Below are 15,257 nucleotides of genomic sequence, written 5' to 3'. Positions count from 1 at the left end.
GAGTCCGAATTCTACGAGGGTGGTCGGGACGGGTTTCTAGTCCGCGGGTTCCTGCTGGGTGGTGCAGTGAATACCGCCACCACCGGCAGCAATGGCGTCGATGTTGATCTGCACGACACGACGGCCAGGGAAGAGGCGCTCCAATTCACTTCTGGCGGCCTGGTCGGCCCCGGGGTCACCGAACTCGGGTGCGATGACTGCCCCGTTGCACACGTAGAAGTTGATGTATCCGGCTGCGAAATCATTCGATTCGAAGTCTGACCTGACCGCGACCGGCGCTTCGAGGACAACCACTTCCAGCTGGCGCCCCTGGGCGTCGGTCGCGTTCTCGAGAATCTCGAGATGGCGTGCGGTCACGTCGTGGTCGAACGAATCCGGGTCTGTGTCGAGGCCTGCGACCACGACACCGGGGCGCGCGAAGCGGGCGTAGAAGTCCGTGTGGCCGTCTGTGATGTCCTTGCCGGCGATTCCCGGTAGCCAGATGATTTTGTCGAGGCCGAGCAGGGGACCGAGTTCGGCTTCGACGTCCGACTTCGACCATCCCGGGTTGCGGTTCTTGTTCAGGACACAGCTTTCGGTAATGATGGCTGTTCCTTCGCCGTCGACTTCGATGCCGCCGCCTTCGAGGATCAGGTCGGTAGGCAAGGATTCGACTCCCGCGCGAGCGGCAACAAAGGCTGCGACCTGGCCGTCCCGATCAAAATCCTGTTTCTCGCCCCACCCGTTGAAGTTGAAATCGATACCCGCTGTGGTTCCGTTGCCTTTCACGAATACGGGGCCCGTGTCGCGCATCCAGAGGTCATCGAGAGGCGCGGCGATCAGTTCGACGGATGGGCCGACGAGGGTGCGAGCCCAGTCCAGTTCCTCGGAACGGACAAGCATCGAGACGGGCTCGAACTGCGCGATAGTCTGCGCGATCGTCGCAAGGTTGCGCTGGACCTCGGGTAGGAGGGCCGCTCCCCAGATCGCTTCACTCGCGCCGAATGCCATCCAGGTGCGTTTGTGTGGATCACCCTCCTCCGGCATCACCCACTCGCGTAGATCGTCGTCGCCTTTGCTCCCGCCTGAGACTGAGACGGAATTGCTGCAACCGGCCAAAAGGAGACCACTGAGCGCCGCGGCGCCTGCCTGAATGAACCGACGTCTGTGCATCGCGGTGACTCCTTCTGCTTTTTTCGTGCTCGCTCGGGTCTTGGAGAAATCTGTTCGTGGCGCGCGAGCGGGGCAACATCCAGCTACTGTTCGATCGCGCCAGATGCGTCTGGCGGCGACTTGCTTGCACAGAGAATAGGCCCTGACTGAAAATTTAGTCAAGAAATTTCCCCAGCCCGGAACGAGGAGTTGGAGGGGCGTCGGGATGGCGGCAGCCCTGTTCGGCTAGGGACCTTCGATTGGTGCGAAAAGCGCAACTCCGGTTGTCAGGACGCTTCCGAAATGGAATTCATGACGTCTTCCCAGACTTCCATGACTGCGGATTCGGTTGGGCCCGTTTGGGTGAAGACAGCCACGCACTTCCGTCGGAAGTCGTACACTTCGATCGAGCTGGTCAGTCCGTGAACGCCGTGGGTGCGGGTCAGCCAGCACTCCGAGACGCCGTTCAGATCGATCATTGTCCGGCAGGTGTCCGACGCCAAGGTCAACGTCCCGCCGAACATGGCTGCGGCGTCGAGATCACCACGATGAATCTGCAGACAGCCGTTACCTGCGACGACGGTCGTGACGGGTAGCTGGTGGTAGGACAGGTGCTCCATCCCGGCGGCCATGAGGTGAGGATCGATTCTCCGGTAACCCAGGGCGCCCAGAGCGACCAATCCGCGGCGGCGTTCGTTGCCGCTGTCCGCGAGGATGAAGTCGAGTTGGGTCAGCTGATCGGCTTCCGCCCAGAATGCCGGCGTATTCGACATCGAGGTGAGAGGGCTTGTTTCCCTGACAATGTCGGGCGCGGTTCGCATCGCTTCGAAGGCGAGGCGATCGGAGGTCGGGGTCAAGTAGGTGGTGTGCGAACTCGATCCGTGGGTATCGAACATCCGGAGCGTCGGCGGCAGATGCTGCTCCGCGTCAGTGGTGAGAACGCTGCCGAGTGCCGACGTGTTCAATCGCAACGAGATTCGACCGGGAGAACAGATCAGTGGGTCACCAGGCGCCGTCGGAACCTCGTATTTGCCGGAGTCGTTGACGGCGACCGGCCCCGCAACGGTGATGGCGACGACGTCGTCCAAGAGAGGCAACATTTCACCGACTACCGCGGGTGCAGTGCCGATCAATCCACCGCGGAATCCTGGACGCGTAAGCAGCGCATCCAAGTCCGACAGGCGTGCCACAGCCGCGCAACGGCATTCGCCACGGTGCGGGCACATCTCAGTAAACATCCCGTAGGTACCGCTTCGATCGTTTGAGGTTGTTGACGTAATCCTCGGCGGCGTCCGCATCCAACCCACCGTGCTCGGCGACTACTTCGTGCAATGCGTCGTCGACGTCCTTCGCCATTCGGGTGGCGTCGCCGCACACGTACACGTGCGCGCCCTTTTCGAGCCAGTCGAACAACTCCCGGCCCTGCTCGCGCATGCGGGTCTGGACGTAGATCTTCTCGGATTGATCGCGCGAGAAGGCCAGATCCAGACGCGTCAGGACACCGTCGCGGGTCAGCCCGTTCAACTCGTCCTCGTAGATGAAGTCGCTCGACTGATGCTGATCGCCGAAGAAGAGCCAATTCTGCCCCGACGCCCTGCGTGCGCGACGCTCGTGCAGGAAAGCGCGGAAGGGTGCGATCCCCGTTCCTGGTCCGATCATCACGACGGGAGCCGCGTCATCGGTCGGGAGTCGGAACGAATTGTTCTTGGAGACAAAAACTCCGACCCGATCGCCCTCGCCGACGCGGTCCGCAAGATAGGTCGAGCAGACGCCGCCGCGATCGCGCTCACCGGAGCGGTAGCGAACACTCGCCACCGTCAGATGCACGGTGCCGTCATGAGCGATCGGGCTGGACGAGATCGAGTAGACCCGATGCTGAAGCGGACGCAGAAGAGCAAGCAACTCTTCGGGATTCAGGCGAATGCTGTTCTTCAGTTGCAGGAGATCGAGAACGTCCTTGCCCCACAGCCACGCGTCGAGTGCTTCCCGATCTTCGGTGTCGAGAATGTGTTGCAGTTCGGCGTCTCCGCTGCGTCGGGCGATGTCGTCGATCAAATCCCGCGAGGGAATCGAGACCTCGTAATCGCTGGTCAACGCCTGGTCCAACGGTGCGGAAGAGCCGTCTTTCGTGGTGACGACGTAATCACTGCTCACACCGAGCTGATGGATGATCGCGTTGACGAGAATGGGGTCGTTGATCGGACGGATACCCAATCCATCTCCGGCCTCGTAGTCCAGACCGTTCTCGCCGAGTGCAAAGGTGAAGTGGCGGACTTCCTTTGTCGAGTCCTCCCCGGACAGCAGTCGGTTGACGAGGACCGTTGCAGGATAGGGGTTCTTGCGTGTCCATTGGGACTTGGTCTTCGCCGGAGCAGGCGCAACCGGCGACGCGGCGGCTCCCGTATCACTGTCAACGCCGGCCACCGCAGCGACGGCACGAACGATCCACTCGGCCGCAGCATCCTCGTAGTCGACGTCGCAATCGGTGCGGTCGACAACTCGTGCCCCGCCGAGCGCTTCGAGGCGGGCGTCGATGTTCTTGCCAGACTGGCAGTAGCCGTCGTAGCTGGTGTCGCCGAGCGCGAGCACACCGAAGTAGAGCCCGTCCAATCTGGGTGCGCTCTCGGATTCGACTGCGTCCCAGAACAGCTGCGCATTGTCAGGCATTTCGCCCTCACCGTACGTGGAGGTGATCACGAGTACCCGGCGCATCGCCGAGAGGTCGCCGATGTCCACGGTATCGAGGCCGGCAACGAGGGGTTCCAATCCGTGGGCACGAGCAGCCGCAGCGGCGTCTTCGGCGACGGCCTCCGCATTTCCGGTCTGGCTTCCGAAGAGGATCTGCACGGCTGCGCCGGCAGTTCTCTCCACTGTTGCTGTTGCAGTGCCGGTTTGCCCGGGCATGACGGTTCGCGAGTGTAGACCGGCCAGGAATCCGGAAAGCCACGCGCGCTGGTCGCCGGTGAAGGGTGCGTATTCGGGGATGTACGGGATTTCCATGATATGAAGCTCACCTACGTTCGGGGGAGGAGGTCAGGAGACCAGGTCGGGGATCGCGCGCGACGCGAACAACTCGTCGAAGTTCGGTAGCGATCCGAGCTTTTCCCGGTTCTTGTTGTCTTGAAACAGAATCCACCCGTACGTCGCCGGGCTGTCCATCGCCAGCACGTTGCGCAGGCTCAACGCCTGCTTGTAGTCGTCGACCCGCTTGGCTGCAATCAACGCGGCCAACTGTTCGTCGTCGTACCCGGCCAGAATCTCTTTCGAGTACTTGACCAAGTGCTGAACCAGCGCGAAGTCCTCGGTCAGCACCAGGTTGCGGGCAGCTTTCTGCAGCGCCGGATCATCGGGTCCCGATGAATTCGGGGTGCGGGCGGCGGCGAGCTGTTGGGCGAAGTGAAGCACCGTGTACTCGCTCAGGAGGGCGTACATCGTGGCGGTATCGGTTTCGCCGTAGCCCGGGACTGCACCGCCCAGTGCGGGCCGCTCGTCACGCACCGCGAGTTTGAAGGTTCGTACCTGCCGTGCCGCGATGGCGGACGCCAACTCTTCGAGAAGTTCTTTGTGCGACTTCGCAGCCAGGATTGCATCGCTGTCCTGGTAGAGCATCAACGCCTTGGGCATGGCGTAGACAAACGAGTGCTGTTCGACTTCCCAATTTTCGAGCAGCCGGGTTCCGAGCGCGGATCCCGTTGCCTCCACATGCAGTTCGAGCAGGAGTTGCACTGCGTGGTTGTGGACGGCGGCTAGAGGATCGGTCGCTGCGGTGATCGACCCCAGCAGTACGGAATCGGTACTTGCTCGCAGTGCCAGTTCGCCACGAGGGTCGTACTGGTAGAAGAACCCGCCACTCATGCCGTTGCCGACGCCTTTGCCGAACTCACCGAGATTTACGACAGCACCGTTTGTCATGTATTCGCCGGCGAAGTCCCCGACACCTTCGACGACAGCACTGGCGCCGGAGTTGCGAACCGCAAAGCGATCGCCTGCTTCACCTTCGACAAACACCCGTCCGCCGGTGGCTCCGAAGAGCGCGAAGTTGCCGATCAGCACGTTTCCGCCGGCGTCACTGGAGCCGCCGCCTGGGCTGCGCACGGCAATCACGCCGCCGCTCATACTCTTTCCCACACCGTCGTTACATGTGCCGGTGTGCTCCAGGTGCATGCCGTCGTTGCAGAATGCGCCGAACGAGAGGCCCGCAGATCCGGTCGTCAGGACGCGCACGCTGCCCGGAGCCAGATACCGTCGCCCACGCTCGTCGGTCAGCACTCCCGGAGCGAGAAGTCCGGCCGCTCCGTAGTTGAGTTCGCGTTCGAGGTCGACTGCCAACTGTCCGCCGACGCTCTTGTTCCGGTTGCCCAGGTGCAGTGCACCTTCGGCGAATTCAGGTCCGGACACGGTCACCGAGGCCTCGCCGCGGTCGAAGAGCACCGTGCGAACCTCGTCCATGATCTTCTCGTCGAGCGCGTATTCACGCTCGAGGTACACAGGATTGTCGATGGTGATGTCCGGTGCCGACGCGAACATCGCATCCAGATTCAAATTGCCGACGATGGACGGGTGATCGATCAGATGCAGGAGATCGGTTCGGCCTCGCGCTTCTTGAAGAGATCGCATTCCCAGATTTGCGAGCAGTTCCCGAGTTTCGTGAGCGATGTTGAGAAGGTACTGCGCCATGGCGCGGGGATCGCCGTCGAACAGTTCCGGGTTGGTGGTCAGACCTGCGGGGCACTTGATGTTGCAGTTCTTGGCCATGACGCAGCCCATCATCATCAGTGCCGACGTACCGAACTCGAAGCTGTCCGCGCCGAGTAGTGCCGAGGTGATGATGTCGCTACCGGTCTGATGTGCGCCGGAGCATCGCAGAACAACCTTCTGACGAAGACCGTTGGCGCACAGAGCCTGATGGACCTCGGCGATACCGACCTCGGCCGCACGGCCCGCGTACTTGAGGCTGGTCACCGAAGCGGCGCCGGTGCCGCCGGTGTTTCCGGCGACGTTGATGACGTCAGCGCCGGCCTTGGCGACGCCGACTGCGATGGTGCCGATTCCTTCCGAGGACACCAACTTCACGATCACCCGGATACGCGCTGCCTTGCAGTCGTGGATGAGCTGAGCGAGGTCTTCGATGGAGTACGTGTCATGGTGCGGCGGCGGCGAAACCAGTTCGACGCCGGGCGTTCCGCCGCGAGCCGCAGCGATGTCAACGGTGACCTTGGCGGCGGGAAGCTGGCCGCCCTCACCGGGTTTTGCACCCTGGCCGAGTTTGATCTCGATCTCTTCGAGCATGGGATCGGCGAGGTATCCCGTCCAGATTCCGAAGCGACCGGACGCAAACTGCTTGATACGTGATGCTCGAATTGTGTTGTAACGGGAAAGGTGTTCACCACCTTCACCGCTGTTGGACATCGCGCCGACCATGTTCGTGCCGTGCGCGACGGCTTCGTGTGCCGGAGCATTGAGGGCTCCGTGACTCATGGCGCCCGACGCCAACTTCGGAGTGATGTCGCTGGCGCTCTGTACCTCGGAGAGAGGCACGCCCGCCGGCGCGACCCTCAGCTTGGACAGGAACTCTGCCGCAACACCGGTTGCGGTCAGCGCCAGATCCGGGTCGGTGGCTTCGATGGTGATCTCGCCTGAGAAGGTAGCGGTGAGAGCATCGCCGAGTGCTTCCACTCGCGCGCTGTCGTCGGCCAGGGGACCGTCCAAGCGAAGCGTGTACCGGTCGTCTGCGTCGGATTCGCACTGGATTCCGCGCATCACGATCGTCGTGTTGCCGTGCACCGAGAATCGGCTGATCTGCTCGGCGAACTCGGCTGTCGTCACTGCAAACGTGACATCGGCGGGACCGGAGATGACGTCGCGCAACGCGGCGGGACGACGCGATCGTTCCGCAGCCATCACAGTGGAAAAGTCCCGGTACCCGGCGGTGATGTCGAAGTCGTCGATCTGCTCGGTGGTCAGCCGGTCGAAGCTCGTCGCCCGGTATGCCCCGGCGTCGAGGCGGAATGCGTCGTCGAGCCGTCCGAGGGGAAGGAGACGCAGAGCCTCGAATTGTTCTGTTCCCGAGGGACTGTCGAACGCGATCTTCTCCTCGGTGAGCTCGACGTACTTGCGGACCGCGGTGGTACCGAACGAATGCCCGGCGCCGTCTGCACGCTCCTTGAACAGGCCGAGCAGTGGCAGGTCCTTCTCACCCCCGACTTCGCTCGCACGCTCGTGCCACTGCTTCGAGGTCACCGCAACCGTCTCGAACCCGACGCCGCCCACCGGGGACTTCATGTTGGGGAACCACTGGCGCAGAACAGGGTCGGACGTATCGAGGAAGTTGGGTTCGAAGAATTCTCCGCCGATGTAGCTCTCGACGGTGCACAAGCCGACGCGTCCCATCGTCTTCATGAGGGATTTCTCGGCGGCCTTCGCGAAGCGTCGGAACGCGGCGTCCGGGTCGGCCGCGAACTTCTCCTCAGCCCGCAACTGAACGGAGAGCGGGTAGACGGCGGAAGCACCGAATCCGAGCGCAGCTGCAACGTGGTGAGAGGACTCGATCTGGCCGCTCTCCACGATGAGAGAGACACGCAATCGCAGGCCCGCGTCGATGAGGCGCTGGTTCAGCGCTCCGACAACCATGATCGCGGGAAGTGTTGCGCGCTCATGAGATACGTGCCGGTCGGTCAGGACGGCGATTCCGCCCTGGTCGGCTGCGAAGGCCACAACGGCGTCGCCGAGCGTGGTCATCGCGTCGACCATCGCCTGCGCGTCGCCTGCAGCGGGGTAAAGCATTTCGAAGCGGCGGTGCGGAGTGTGCTTCTGTTCACGGATCTTGAGCATGTCCAGATGCCCGAGAATCGGCGACGCGATGACGATCTGCTTGCCTTGTCCGGCCGTCATCTTCGCACCCAATGCGACCCGGAGGGTCATGCCGTCCGCTTCACGGATGCTGTCCAGTGGCGGGTTGGTGACCTGGGCGAATCGCTGCGAGAAGTAGCGTGCCACTCCGCCTTCGCGATCGCTGAACGCGTTGATGGCGTTGCCGTAGCCCATGGCCGATACCTTCTCGGCCCCGTGGGTGAGCATCGGATCCATCAGGAATTTGAAGCTCTCCTGATCCAGGGAGTACGCCATGTAGCGCTGATGAACCTCGAAGGTGCCGTTGTAGCGCGTCGGTGAGCTCACCTTCTCTGCCGGGACGGCGGGAATGTCTGCGATCAGGATTCGCGATTGCGCGAGCAAGGACTGGTAGTCATGCTGTGCGGCAATCTTTTCCAGAGCTTCACGGGCAGTGTAGGTATGGCGATCGCGATGATCGAAGTAGAGCATTCCGCCGGCTTCGACGCGGCCACGGTGGATCACCGTCTCGGGTGGGAATGCGATCTGCCCGGCTTCGGAGAATGCGCACACGTAGTCGTGTGTCTCGATCGTGCGTAGTGGACGTAGGCCGAGGCGATCCAGGCGTGCACCGATGATGGTGCCGTCACCGAACACCAGCGCTGCCGGTCCGTCGTTCTTCTCCTCGTACAGCGAGAAGTACTCGAACATCGCACGCACTGCGGGGGAGAGGGTGGTGTCGTTTTCCCAGGCCGGCGGCATCATCGAGACCACAGCCGTCACCAGGTCGACGCTGTCCTCGATGACGCGAGCTTCCAGAGTCTGATCGAGTCGGCAACTGTCGGACTGGCCGGGCGGGCGGACAATCGCACGTCGTTTTGCGCTGGCGACCGCAGCCTCGGAGAGCCGATTCTTCTTGTCCGTGTTCAGTTCTCCGTTGTGAGCCATGAACCGGAACGGCTGCGCCATCGTGGGATGGGGGTCGGTGTTGGTCGAGAATCGCGTGTGGAAATACATCGTGTGCACGGCGTGATCGGGGTCGACCAGGTCGCGGAAGTACGGGATCACTTCGTCGGAGTTCAAGCGGCCCTTGAGAACCTGAGTTCTCGCGCTGAGCGACAGTGGGTACAGCCCGCGCAGCGCAGGCGTGTTGTACGCGATGGCCTCGATAGCGAGTAGGGCTTCGTGAACGAGGCGATCGACTACGGCAGGTTCGGGAGGCGGAGTGGGGACCTCGAAGATCCACTGCCTGATCGGAAGCTGATGCACGATGGCGGCCGGCCGAATCGCCGAGTTGTCGATCGGAACGTCGCGCACGGCGAGGGTAGTGAAGCCTCGGTCGAGAAGTTCGCGTTCCACCAGAACGGCTGCGCGAGCATGCTGAGCGTCGTCGTCGGGAAGGAAGAAGTTGCCGACACAGAAGCGTCCGGCGCGGAGGTCAGAGCGCCCGGTGACCTTGCGGAAGAACCGGAGCGAAAGGTCCACCGAGACGCCGCCGCCGTCGCCGATGCCCTCGGACGACATACCGCCGCGGTGCGGTACCGAGCAGAGCGCCTCGCGTCCCTGGATCAGAACATCATGGGTCTGCACGCCATCTTTGCGCGTGATGAAACCGACCCCGCAACTGCTCTTGTCATCTGCGGGGTCGTACAAACCGACCTTGGACGTGCTCAATGCAGCAACCTTCTCCCTGTCCTGGTTGCCCGGCAGTGGTTCGTCCGGGCAGATATGACGGCATGTATCCGTCAGGGCAGGGCGTCGCTGCTTCGCTGAAGCGGCACCCGAATGGGATCAGAATACTGAGTGAAGCCTTACCTTAGTCAAGTTTCATCCGTGTGAAATTGATCGCCGCAGGTCAGAGGGTTGCTTTGTAGGCTAGTGAGTACGCGATCTTGCCTGGCTTCTCATCCGAGTACGGCTTCGAGAGTTTGGCAAACTCGCCCTTCGACTCCGCCTTCCCGTCGTTCCAGGCGCTCAGTACGCCTAGGTCGGTGGCGGTGAAACCGCTGTCGACGACGGTATTGCCGGCCAACGCGGTCTGAGCCTGCGAGACGGACTTGACGGTGCTCAGGTAACTCGCCAGGTCGTTGTTGTTCCAGCCGCTCAGATCGACCGGAGTGGCATCGCGGACCCAGGCGCCCCAGTAGAACTCCTGGAACGGGATCGAGCCGGGCGTGAATCCGATGTCGCGGGCGAAGTACAGGAGGCTCCGGTACTTGTCGTCAGCGAAGTTGGCGAGGCCGACACCCTTGGGCAAGGACTGCACGGAAACCTGATTGCCGTCGACGTCGCGCGTCCATACCCACTTGTTCTTCTCCATTTCGGCCCAGAATGCCGACTCACTCAGACCGCTGAGGTTGCCAAGCACACGCAGTCGAACGTGCATGTCCGGGCCACCGTCTGCCGTCTCGTAGAACGACGTGAGGGTGTGGTGCCCGTCGGTGAGGTAGAGCGCGCCGCGCGGCCCGACGACAACCGTCTTCATGGGTGCGATGCTCTCGGCGGTTTCCGAGCCGACCGGTATGGCGCAGGTGAAGGATGCCGGATCCTTCAGCGTCGAGGCCGGAGTGGCGGTCGCGGCCTCGGCCTGACCATTGGCTTCGCACCAGTCGTCGAACTTCTTGTTGATCTCGTCTTTTCCGAGCGTGTATCGCCCGAGCTTGTAGTACACCTCGTCGTATCCGAGCGAAGGTTGCGTCGCGTGAACGTCGCCGATGCGCACGTCCAGGAGGTCACCTTCCTTGGCGCACAGGTACTCCGAGCCACCGGCCGAGCCGGAGAACGAACCCGTGGAGATGCCACCACACGCGAGGGGAGCGGCGACGGCGGGTGTGCCGGCCAGTGTTCCGGCGCCGAGCAGTGCCAGTGTTGTGAGTGCCGATATGGCGGAACGACGCATGTGGGGATCTCTCCTGAGGGTGGGTTCGCACGTGAAGAAGCTTGCGTCACAATCGCTCAGGGTGGTTTCGGACGTACTGACAACAGACGTCCGCGCGGTGGCTACCACGTGAATTCACGTCGTAGCCACCGCGCGGTGAGCCGGTAAGTTGATCAGCTCTTGTAGTTGTAGAAGCCCTCACCGACCGCAACGCCGAGCTTGCCTTCGTCGATGTAGTTCTTCTTGATGTAGTCGGCGAATTCGCGCTGCTTCTCGCCGCCCTGGGAAGAGATGTTGTATACGGTGGTCAATCCGACGACATCCATGATCTGGAAGGGGCCGAACGGGGCTCCGGTGCCGATACGCCACGTCTTGTCGACCATGTCGGGATCAGCGATGCCGTCGATCAGCAGGTCGGAAGCTGCGTTGAGGAGGGGGACCAGGAGTGAGTTGAGTACATAGCCCGCCTTCTCCTTCTTGAGTTCGATCGGCACCATGCCGATGTTCTTCGCGAACTCGACAACCTCACGGTACACGGCGGGATCGGTTGACTCGGTGCCCATGACCTCGGCAGTGTTGTTGACCCACACGTGATTTGCGAAGTGCAATGCCAGGAACTTCTCGGGGCGTCCGGTGAATTCCTTGAGATTGCTCGGCAGAAGCGTCGACGAGTTGGTTGCAAATACCGTGTGCTCAGGCGCTACTGCGGCGAGCTTCTCGTAGGTGTCGCGCTTGATGGCGATGTCCTCGGGGATTGCCTCGATGACAAGATCGGCCTTGGCCACGGCTTCGGCGAGATCGTACGAGTACGTAATGCGTTGCAGCGCTTCGTCAGCCTTGCCTTCCTTGGCGCCCTTGACGTTCTCCGCCTTGTACGCCGCGGCCAACGACGCAAACCGAGCCTTGGCCTTTTCGATGACGTCCGCGTTGATGTCGTACGCGACGACGTCGAATCCGTGGTAGGCGGTCTGATAGGCGATCTGCGAGCCGAGAACTCCGGTACCCAGAACGGTGATCTGCTTCAGTTCAGTCATTTTCGATCCTCAATCCTTTTCGGTGGGTAGTCCGGCAAGCGTCAATCGGACCTGTGCGGCAACGATGTTCGTGAGTTCGTCAGCCGTGATCCGGTCCAATGCCGCCCGGGCTATTTCGAAGTGCAGCACGTTGGAAATCATTCGAGCTGCTGTGGTTGTTTCGGTGGTGTGGTGGGGGTGACCCTCGTCCAAGATTTGCGCAATCCGCATTTGCAGGCGCTGCGAGAGTTCGAGGCCTTCGGCCCGGAAACATTCGCTGGGCTCGCCGAACAACACTTCTCGTTGGTAGATGCCGGTGTTCTCGTCGTTTTGACGGCTTGCGACAAGCAAGGGTGAGACAAGCTCGAGCACACGGGCTTCCATGCTTGACGATTCGGACTCGCGTGCTTCTCCCAGTTCGATCTGCTTCCGGTACTCCGCGTTGTACACCATGAGTAGCAGCTCGGCTTTGCTAGCGGCGTAACGAAAGAGGGTGCCGCCAGCTACGTCGGCGCGGTCGGCGATCTCTTGTGTCGTGACCGCGCTGTAGCCCTTTTCTGCAAACAGTTCAGCCGCGGCGTCGAAGATGCGTGTTTGCTTCTCGAGCTTGTTGCGTTCGCGACGGCCAAGTTCTCGCATTCACTCACCTCCTTCGCTCTTTCCGACCATGCTCATTAATGAGCGTACTCCGAAATATCGCGAGTGGCAGTCTCGTCCGTCACATCACTGCAGGCCGGCTACCCATCGGGCAAAGACGTCGCTGAAAACGTCGTCCTCGCACGCGTGTGCCGTATCCGGAAAAGCGCAGCTCGGGAATCCCGCGACAATGCCGGGCAAGTCCGCCAGACAACATTGAGCCACGAGTCCGCGCAAAAGATCAGCCACCGACCAGTTTTCGACAGACGAGGCCGCGGCTCCTTCGTCTTCGTAGATGTTCACGAGGTCGGCATGATGCCAGGACATCTCTTCTGCGACCAGGGCATCTGGGTTGAACTCCATCGCGCGGTCGAGTGCCTCGCGCAGCATCGCGTGCGGATCTTCCTGTCCGCGAAGGAGAATAGCAACGTCGGCGGGCGCTTTCTGCATGATGAACATCCAGGGTTTGCCGTCGGGAAAGACCCCGCCGAAGCCGCAGACGTGGAACGGCAGATGGCTACTCAGGAAGTTGGTTTCGACGTCGACGTGTTGGTCGCCACCGAGGTGAATGAAGTGGCCCGATGCGATTTCGTCACCCACCGCTTCGTCGGCCCACGTGTTGTTCCACAGATCGGTCATTCGGCTGCCGTCGGGGAAATCGAGAACCTCGAACAGGAATCCCATTGCTACACCTCGCCGTCGAAATGCGAGCTTGTCCGACCGCTGAGTCGGCCCACCGACTGAGCTGAGGTGGCCAGGACGACTCTGCTTGTCTCGAAGTCCATTTCATCGCGTTCGGAATCTGATTCCGTTGCGTCTTCGGCTAGCGAGAATTCGAGTTCGACTCGCTGATCGGTGCTGGAGCGGACGGCGATCGTCAAGCCGAGGGTCTCGTCGCTGAAAGTATCCAGTGAGCGCTCCGGGTGGAAATCGGCCGCAGCGTGGAAGAAGAATGCCGAAAGTCGTTCCACGAATCCGTCGCCGGCAGGTCGGTTGAGGTACTGGTTGTATTCGTCGGGGCGCAGTAGTCCCATGTCGAACACGAGTGTGGGGGCCTCCGTCTCGAACGTCCGAGCCGGAACGGCGTGGCTGCGCAGAAAAACCGCTGCACCGCCGTACCCGGGTAGGCGAAAACCTTCACGCATGTGGTGTGCTCCCGTCGCCGCGATGTCCTACACACGTTAAGTCACCGGCGACGTGTGGACCTCACGGACAGGCTGGTGTCACCAATTTGTAGATCTGTTCGGCTTGGGCCTGCGTCGCTTCCGTGTCGTTGTTCGCGGCAAGATCCCGGATCTCTTCGGTGACCTCCTGCTCGCTGACACCGGCGGCGATATCGTTGCAGGAGGTGAACACGATTTCCTGGATACTTTCGTCCTCGCGATCCTGAGCGAGTTCCGGGTAGGCGGTGCGGAAGGCCACAACAAAGGCGGCCAGTTTTGCCTGGTCGATCATTCCCAGGTCGGCTGTGGAGGTGACGGAACTGCTGCGAACCGTGGTGGTTTTCGTAGGCGATGCCGTGGTCGATTCGGCGGTGACGCTGGTTCCGTTGTCTGTGTTCGTGTCGTTGTTTCCGCAGGCAGGAAGGGACACGAGGGCTCCTGCGACGATAACTGCTGCGATCGTTCTTCTCATGAGTTCTCCAGCTGTCGGCCGTACTTCCTGCATATCCCCCAGATCGGAGGGTGAAACATCGTGCCTGACGGGTCATCGAGTTGTGCTGACCGACAGTATTTTTGGAAAGGTCGTGTCCGCCAACGAGTGTTCGCATGACAGGATCGGCCCATGAGTGCGCGGTTGTATCCTCCGGTGGATCCGTACGAGTCGGGGATGCTCGACGCTTCGGACGGTCAAACTCTGTATTGGGAGAGCATCGGAAATCCGTCGGGAATTCCGGTTGTGTATCTTCACGGCGGCCCTGGATCAGGGTGCACTGTAGGGGCACGGCGCTACTTCGATCCGACGAGGTTCCGTGCGGTGCTGTTCGATCAACGTGGTTGTGGGCGCAGTCGCCCGCTCGCAGACGGCCCCGACGCCGACCTCACCGTGAACACCACCGCGCATATCCTCGATGACATCGAGCGACTGCGCGAGCATCTCGGTATCGAACGGTGGATCGTCACCGGCCTTTCCTGGGGTGTGAGTTTGGGGTTGGTGTACGCGCAGGCGTTTCCCGAACGTGTGAGCGCGATGGCATTGGGTGCGATCACCGGCGGTACCCACGCCGAAATCGAGTGGATTACCCGGAGCATGCGCCGAGTGTTCCCGCGTGAGTGGGAGGAATTCATCGAGCCGGTGCCGCTGGATGAGCGTGAGGGAAACATCGCTGCGGCGTATGCGCGCTTGCTTGCGGATCCGAATCCTGTTGTGCGGGAAAACGCAGCGGTGCAATGGTGCCGGTGGGAAGACGTCCACGTGTCGTTGATGCCGGGCTGGACACCCAGTGTGCGATACGAGAACCCGGAGTTTCGATGTGTGTTCACGCGTTTGGTGACACATTTCTGGAGCCACGATTGTTTCCTGGTGCCGAATCAGATCATGGACGGCATGACTCGTCTTGCGGGGATTCCCGCGATTCTCGTACACGGGCGCTACGACGTCTCCGGTCCGCTTGATACTGCCTGGGCCATCCACAAGAGTTGGCCGAGTAGCGAGTTGGTAGTGCAGGGCGACGCCGGTCACGGCGGGGGTGGTTTCAACGGAGCAATGGTGGAAGCGCTGAATAGTCTGGGCCACTCTCTGAACGCCACGTAATTTCCGCTGGGGCACGC

General features: G+C 61.6%; 11 protein-coding genes. 1 reads left to right on the top strand and 10 read right to left on the bottom strand.

The window, feature by feature from the left end:
* Positions 1-36 precede the first annotated feature (36 nt).
* The 10 genes from ACFRFQ_RS07090 to ACFRFQ_RS07045 form a co-directional block, all read right to left on the bottom strand.
* Positions 37-1,152, bottom strand: coding sequence for an agmatine/peptidylarginine deiminase (locus ACFRFQ_RS07090; RefSeq protein WP_378654873.1), 1,116 nt, complete (start codon positions 1,150-1,152; stop codon positions 37-39).
* Positions 1,153-1,418: 266 nt separating this feature from the next.
* A complete protein-coding gene (locus ACFRFQ_RS07085) occupies positions 1,419-2,321 on the bottom strand; it encodes a hypothetical protein (RefSeq protein WP_378654870.1) in 903 nt (300 codons plus the stop codon).
* A gap of 37 nt (positions 2,322-2,358) precedes the next feature.
* Entirely contained in the window at positions 2,359-4,131 is a 1,773-nt protein-coding gene (locus ACFRFQ_RS07080; protein ID WP_378654867.1) for a sulfite reductase subunit alpha, read from the bottom strand.
* A gap of 33 nt (positions 4,132-4,164) precedes the next feature.
* The gene (locus ACFRFQ_RS07075) at positions 4,165-9,633 is read right to left on the bottom strand and encodes a glutamate synthase-related protein (protein WP_378654864.1); all 5,469 of its coding nucleotides are present in this window, start codon (positions 9,631-9,633) and stop codon (positions 4,165-4,167) included.
* Positions 9,634-9,814: 181 nt separating this feature from the next.
* Positions 9,815-10,858, bottom strand: coding sequence for a ParB/Srx family N-terminal domain-containing protein (locus tag ACFRFQ_RS07070; RefSeq protein WP_378654861.1), 1,044 nt, complete (start codon positions 10,856-10,858; stop codon positions 9,815-9,817).
* Positions 10,859-11,010: 152 nt separating this feature from the next.
* The gene (locus ACFRFQ_RS07065; RefSeq protein WP_378654859.1) at positions 11,011-11,871 is read right to left on the bottom strand and encodes a 3-hydroxyacyl-CoA dehydrogenase; all 861 of its coding nucleotides are present in this window, start codon (positions 11,869-11,871) and stop codon (positions 11,011-11,013) included.
* Positions 11,872-11,880: 9 nt separating this feature from the next.
* Complete coding sequence (locus ACFRFQ_RS07060; protein WP_378654856.1) at positions 11,881-12,489, bottom strand: TetR/AcrR family transcriptional regulator; 609 nt, start codon at positions 12,487-12,489, stop codon at positions 11,881-11,883.
* 84 nt (positions 12,490-12,573) lie between these two features.
* Positions 12,574-13,170 (bottom strand): hypothetical protein, encoded by a 597-nt coding sequence (locus ACFRFQ_RS07055; protein ID WP_378654853.1) that lies wholly within the window; start codon positions 13,168-13,170, stop codon positions 12,574-12,576.
* A gap of 2 nt (positions 13,171-13,172) precedes the next feature.
* A complete protein-coding gene (locus ACFRFQ_RS07050) occupies positions 13,173-13,631 on the bottom strand; it encodes a hypothetical protein (protein WP_378654851.1) in 459 nt (152 codons plus the stop codon).
* Positions 13,632-13,692: 61 nt separating this feature from the next.
* Positions 13,693-14,121, bottom strand: a complete 429-nt coding sequence (locus ACFRFQ_RS07045) for a hypothetical protein (protein ID WP_378654848.1) — start codon at positions 14,119-14,121, stop codon at positions 13,693-13,695.
* A gap of 150 nt (positions 14,122-14,271) precedes the next feature.
* Between ACFRFQ_RS07045 and pip the strand changes: the two genes are divergently transcribed.
* Complete coding sequence (gene pip / locus ACFRFQ_RS07040) at positions 14,272-15,240, top strand: prolyl aminopeptidase (protein ID WP_378654845.1); 969 nt, start codon at positions 14,272-14,274, stop codon at positions 15,238-15,240.
* The last annotated feature ends 17 nt before the right edge of the window (positions 15,241-15,257 follow it).

This window comes from Rhodococcus sp. NPDC056743, assembly GCF_042790355.1.
In the GTDB taxonomy this organism is placed as follows: Bacteria; Actinomycetota; Actinomycetes; order Mycobacteriales; family Mycobacteriaceae; genus Rhodococcus_F.
The sequence above is the reverse complement of the archived record's forward strand: the minus strand, read 5'-3'. Positions and strand labels throughout refer to the sequence as shown.

Coding starts and splice junctions, on each gene's coding strand:
- ACFRFQ_RS07090 (WP_378654873.1), bottom strand. CDS start 1,152: ATGCACAGACGTCGGTTCATTCAGGCAGGCGCCGCGGCGCTCAGTGGT.
- ACFRFQ_RS07080 (WP_378654867.1), bottom strand. CDS start 4,131: ATGGAAATCCCGTACATCCCCGAATACGCACCCTTCACCGGCGACCAG.
- ACFRFQ_RS07070 (WP_378654861.1), bottom strand. CDS start 10,858: ATGCGTCGTTCCGCCATATCGGCACTCACAACACTGGCACTGCTCGGC.
- ACFRFQ_RS07065 (WP_378654859.1), bottom strand. CDS start 11,871: ATGACTGAACTGAAGCAGATCACCGTTCTGGGTACCGGAGTTCTCGGC.
- ACFRFQ_RS07060 (WP_378654856.1), bottom strand. CDS start 12,489: ATGCGAGAACTTGGCCGTCGCGAACGCAACAAGCTCGAGAAGCAAACA.
- ACFRFQ_RS07055 (WP_378654853.1), bottom strand. CDS start 13,170: ATGGGATTCCTGTTCGAGGTTCTCGATTTCCCCGACGGCAGCCGAATG.
- ACFRFQ_RS07050 (WP_378654851.1), bottom strand. CDS start 13,631: ATGCGTGAAGGTTTTCGCCTACCCGGGTACGGCGGTGCAGCGGTTTTT.
- ACFRFQ_RS07045 (WP_378654848.1), bottom strand. CDS start 14,121: ATGAGAAGAACGATCGCAGCAGTTATCGTCGCAGGAGCCCTCGTGTCC.
- pip (WP_378654845.1), top strand. CDS start 14,272: ATGAGTGCGCGGTTGTATCCTCCGGTGGATCCGTACGAGTCGGGGATG.